We start from the raw sequence: 4,813 nt of genomic DNA, 5'->3' as shown, positions 1-4,813 counted from the left end.
CATGCCGGGCCGCCCGCCCGTCCGCCGCGCCCCGGCCCGTGGTTGCGCGGGCTGCGCCCCCGGACCGTCCGCGCCCGGATCATCGCCCTGCTGATGGTCCCGGTCGTCTCCGTCATCGCCCTGTGGGGGTTCGCCACCGTCACCACCGCCCAGGGCGTCTGGGGCCTGATGCGCCAGCGCGACGCCCAGCGCACGTTGCTCACGCCGGTCGCGGAGACGGTCGCCGGGCTGCAGGCCGAACGCACCGCCGTCGGTCAGCTGCTGGCGGCCCCAGCAGCCCCGGCAGCCCCGGCGGCGACCCCGGCGACCCCGGCGACCGCCCCCAGCGCCGCCCGGGAGAGCGCCCTGCGCGAGGCGGCGGCGGCCACCGACCGGGCGCTCGCCCCGCTCTTCCCGGACCCCCGCCGACCCGACCGGGGCTACAACCGCGCCGACGCCCAGGGCCTGGGCGATGAGGCGGCCGCCCGGCTGGACGCCCTCGGCGGTTCGCTCGCGGCCCTGCCCGCACTGCGCGACCGGGCCCTGGCCAGGAGCGTCGGCTGGCCCGAGGCGTACGCGGCGTACGGCGAGGCGGTGGACCGGGCGCTCGCCGCCGCCGGAGCCGTCGCTCCCTTCCAGGAGCGCCAGGCGGCCGCCGACGCGCGGGTGCTGCTGGAGCTGGCCCGGTCCCGCGAACTGCTCTCCCGTGAGGACGCGTTGCTGCGCGCCGCCCAGCTGTCGGGCGGGCTCGGTGACGACCAGCTGCGGGAGTTCTCCGGCGCGGCCTTCGCCCGACGCGAGTTCGAGCGGGGCGCCGCCGCCGACCTGCGCTCCGTCGACCGGGCGGAGCTGCTCGCCGTCACCGGGGGCCAGGACCACCGCGAGCTGGCCGGGTACGAGGACAGGATGCGGACGGCCGCCGACGGTCGATCGGCGGTCGCGGCGGTGCCGGCCGACCGCTGGGCGATGGTCGCGGGCAACGTGGCCGGCGCGCTGCGGGGCGTCGAGGACCGGGCCGGAAGGCTCGCCGCCGAGCGTCAGGACCCTTACGCGCTGGGCCTGTTCACTCCGGCCGGGATGGCCGTGCTGCTCGGTCTGGTCGGCGTGGTGGCCTCGCTGGTGATCTCGGTGCAGATCGGGCGCGGGCTGGTCACCGAGCTGATCGGCCTGCGCAACTCGGCACTTGAGCTGGCCGGACGCAAACTCCCCGCGACCATGCGGAAGTTGCGTGCGGGTGAGGAGGTTGACATCGAGGCCGAGGCGCCCCGGCCGGTGGGGCGGGGCGACGAGATCGGCCAGGTGCACCGGGCGCTGGGGACCGTCCAGCGGGCGGCGGTCACGGCGGCGGTCGAACGGGCCGAGGTGCTCTCCGGAGTCTCCGGGGTGTTCGTCAACCTCGCGCGCCGCAGCCAGGTCCTGGTGCACCGCCAACTCACCCTGCTGGACGCGATGGAGCGCCGCACCGACGACCCGTCCGCCCCCGCCGACCCGGTGGACGGCGAGCGCCCCGCCTCCGACGCCGACTTGACCGCCCGGGTGCGGGCCGGCGACGACACCGCGTACGAGGAGATCTACCGCCGGCACGCCGACTCGGTGCGCCGCTACGCGCGCACCTGCTGCCGGGACAACTTCACCGCCGAGGACCTCGCGGGCGAGGTGTTCGCCCGCACCCTGCAGGCGCTGCGGGCGGGCAAGGGCCCCGAGTTCGCCGTCCGTGCCTACCTGCTGACCGCCGTGCGCAACGTCGCCGCCGCCTGGCACCGCAGCGAGCGCCGCGAGCAACTCGTGGACGACTTCGCCGTGTTCGCGCAAACCTCGGCCGCCGTCGTCGACTTCGACCTCGCCGACCCGGGCGCCGACGCCTGGGCGATGGCGATGGCCGACCAGCGGATGGTCATGCAGGCCTACGCCGAACTGCCCGAGGACGACCGGGTGGTGCTCTGGCACACCGAGGTCGAGCGGGAGTCCCCGAAGACCGTCGCGGTGATGCTCGGCAAGACCGCCAACGCCACCGCCGTCCAGGCCCACCGGGCCCGCGACCGGCTCGCCGCCGCGTTCCTCCAGGCGCACGTCTCGGGCAGCCAGGACAGCGGCTGCGAGGCCTACGCCAACCGGCTCGGGGCGTACGCGCGGGGCTCGCTGCGCAAGCGGGCCTCGGCGGAGGTCGGCCGGCACCTCAAGGAGTGCGACCGCTGCACGGCCGCCTGCCTGGAACTGACCGAGATCAACACCGGGCTGCGCGCCCTGCTGCCCGGCGGCGTGCTCGTCTGGATCGGCGTCGGTGGCTTCGGCGCCGCCGCGGCCGCCGTGGGCGGTGCCGCCGCCGTCGGCGGAGCGGCAGCCGCCGGGACGGCCGCCGCCTCCGGGTCCTCGGGGGCCGCCGCGGGTGCGGCCGCCGCCGGTTCGACCGGTGCGGCCTCCGGCGGGGCGGGAGCCGCCGCGGCCGGCGAGGGCCTGGGCACCGCCGCCAAGGCCGGGATCGCCGCCGCCGTCGCGGTGGCCGCGGCCGCCGTCGCCGCGTACGCGCTCACCGGCGCGCCCGAGCCGGCGCCCCCGGCGGCCGCTCCCCCGGCCCCCAGCGCCCCGGTCGCCGTCGCTCCGGCGCCGCCCCCGGCCGCGCCGACCGCGGCCCCGGCTCCGGCGCCCGGCCCCGCCGATCCGGCCCCGGGGGCGCCCGCGGCGAGCCCCGCGGCCCAGCCGGCCGCCACCTCCCGGACTCCGCAGCCCGCCACCACCGGGGCGCCGGAGCCGGTCACGCCCGCGCCCAGCAGCTCGAAGGCGCCGAAGCCGACCTTCACTCCCCCGGTCGTGCCCGTGCCGACCCTGCCTCCGCTGCCCACGCCCGACGTCCCGGTGGTGCCGACGCCCACCCTGCCGCCGGTGCCGACCCCGACCGTCCCCACGCCGGTGCCGCCCGTCCTCAGTGACTTCTGGGGCAACTCGCTGCCGGTGCTCAAGCCCGGCAACAACCGGGTGCCGCCGCCCGAGCCGAGCATCCGGCAGAAGGGCAGCGACAACTTCTGGCAGCGTGACGGCGGCTGGATCGGCGGCGACTACCACCCGCACGCGATCACCGTGCACGCCCCGGCGACCACCGTGATCGACCTCAACCGCAGCTGCGCGTCCTTCGACGCGATGGCCGGGGTGGACGACGCCACGCTCTCGCCGGGCAGGGTCGTCTTCTCCGTCCAGGGCGGCGACGGGAGCACCCTGTGGAGCTCCCGCGCGCTGGCCGTCGGCGACGACGCGGTGCCGGTGCACGTGCCGCTGGCCGGGCAGAAGTCGGTCAAGCTGGTGGTCACGCCGGTGAGCGGGATCTGGTCGGCGCTGAACGTCGCGGACTGGGCCCAGGCCCGCTTCCGGTGCTCGTGACGGGCTCGCGCTCCGGTCGGGCCTCCGGTCGGTCATGACGGAGGCCCGCTCCAGGAGTCCTGGAGCGGGCCTCGGGTCCGCGGTGCCGTGCGCCCGGTCGGCGCCGGACGGACGGCCGGGCGTCAGATGGCGCAGGAGCCGTCCGCGCAGGCCTCCCCGGCCGGGGCGACCTGCACCGGGGCGGGACGGCGCTCGCCGATCTCGGTGGCGACCTGGTCCAGCACCTTGCGGAAGGTCTCGGCGTCCTGGCCACCCTGGACGGCCCACTTGCCCTCGAAGACGAAGGTCGGCACGGCGTTGATGCCCAGCTCGCGGCCCTCGGCCAGCTGGGCGTCGACCTCGGCGACGCCCTCGTCGCCCGCCAGGTAGGCGGTCACCCGGTCCCGGTCCAGGCCGGCCGCCACGGCGACGTCGGTCAGCGCGGCGCGGTCACCGACGTCGACGCCGTCGGTGAAGTGCGCCTTCAGCAGCGCCTCCTTCAGCCGCCCCTGGACGGCCGGACCGTACTCGACCTCGGCGAGGTGCAGCAGCCGGTGGCCCAGGAGGGTGTTGGCGTGCAGCGCGGCGTCGAAGTCGTACGTGATGCCCTCGGCGAGGCCCAGCTCGGCCACCCGCGCGTCCATCGCCACCGACTGCGGGCCGTAGCGCTCGGCCAGCCAGGCGCGGTGCGGGCTCGCGGTCGCGGGAGCGTCCGGGACCAGCTGGTACGGGCGGTAGACGACCTCGACCTGCTCCTTGCCCGGGAAGTCCGCCAGGGCCTGCTCGAAACGGCGCTTGCCGATGTAGCACCAGGGGCAAGCGATGTCGCTCCAGATCTCGACCTTCATTGCGGGGGGCTCCAGGGGGCGTCTTGGCGAATGTGTACAAGATGGGTGAACGATGAACCATCTCGGTGCATTCCCGGCGGCCCGGTCCGTGGAGCGGATCACACCGCGGGCGGCGCCGGGACCACCAGCACCGGGCAGGCCGCGTGGTGCACCACCGCCGAACTCACCGAGCCCATCAGCAGCCGGGCGAAGCCGCCGTTGCCCCGGGTGCCGATCACCAGCGTGTGCTGCCGGGTCGCCGCCTCCAGCAGCACCTCGATCACGCTGCCCAGCACCACGTGCAGCGACAGCTCCTCCGCGTACGGCGCGGGGCGCTGGCGCTGCACGGCGGCCACCGAGCGGCGCAGCCCGTCCGCCATGCTCTCGACCAGCGTCTCCACGCTCTCCTGCACCAGCTCCGCCATCCCCGGCGGGTAGCCGGCCGGCGCCGGGTTCACCACGGCGAGCACGTACAGCGGCAGCCCGAACAGCTCGGCCTCCGTCATCGCCCGGTCGAGTGCCCACAGCGACCCGTCCGAGCCGTCGCACGCCGCCAGCACCCCCGGCGGCCGCCCCGTCGGCGGCCGGCCGAGCACCGACAGCACGACGGCAGCAACCGGGCGCGCTGCTCCGCCCGGTGACGCTCCAGCGCCTCC

The 4,813-nt window shown here is 76.8% G+C and carries 3 protein-coding genes; 1 reads left to right on the top strand and 2 read right to left on the bottom strand.

What is annotated here, in order from left to right; genetic code table 11:
- Positions 1–3,351, top strand: a 3,351-nt coding sequence (locus ACIQOV_RS27875) for a sigma-70 family RNA polymerase sigma factor (RefSeq protein ID WP_401053116.1), incomplete at its 5' end; no start/stop codon positions are given.
- 122 nt (positions 3,352–3,473) lie between these two features.
- On the opposite strand, the gene ACIQOV_RS27870 is transcribed toward ACIQOV_RS27875, so the two are convergent.
- Both ACIQOV_RS27870 and ACIQOV_RS27865 read right to left on the bottom strand, forming a co-directional pair.
- Positions 3,474–4,178 carry a DsbA family oxidoreductase gene (locus ACIQOV_RS27870; RefSeq protein ID WP_401053114.1) on the bottom strand — a complete coding sequence of 235 codons (705 nt, stop codon included), beginning with the start codon at positions 4,176–4,178 and terminating at the stop codon, positions 3,474–3,476.
- A 98-nt stretch (positions 4,179–4,276) separates the two neighbouring features.
- Positions 4,277–4,813: universal stress protein (locus tag ACIQOV_RS27865; RefSeq protein WP_401053112.1), on the bottom strand; the 537-nt coding region annotated here is incomplete at its 5' end.

This window comes from Kitasatospora sp. NPDC091257, from assembly GCF_044757675.1.
Lineage (GTDB): Bacteria > Actinomycetota > Actinomycetes > Streptomycetales > Streptomycetaceae > Kitasatospora > Kitasatospora lactacystinica.
Note: the sequence above shows the minus strand (reverse complement) of the source record. Positions and strands in the feature narration are given on the sequence as shown.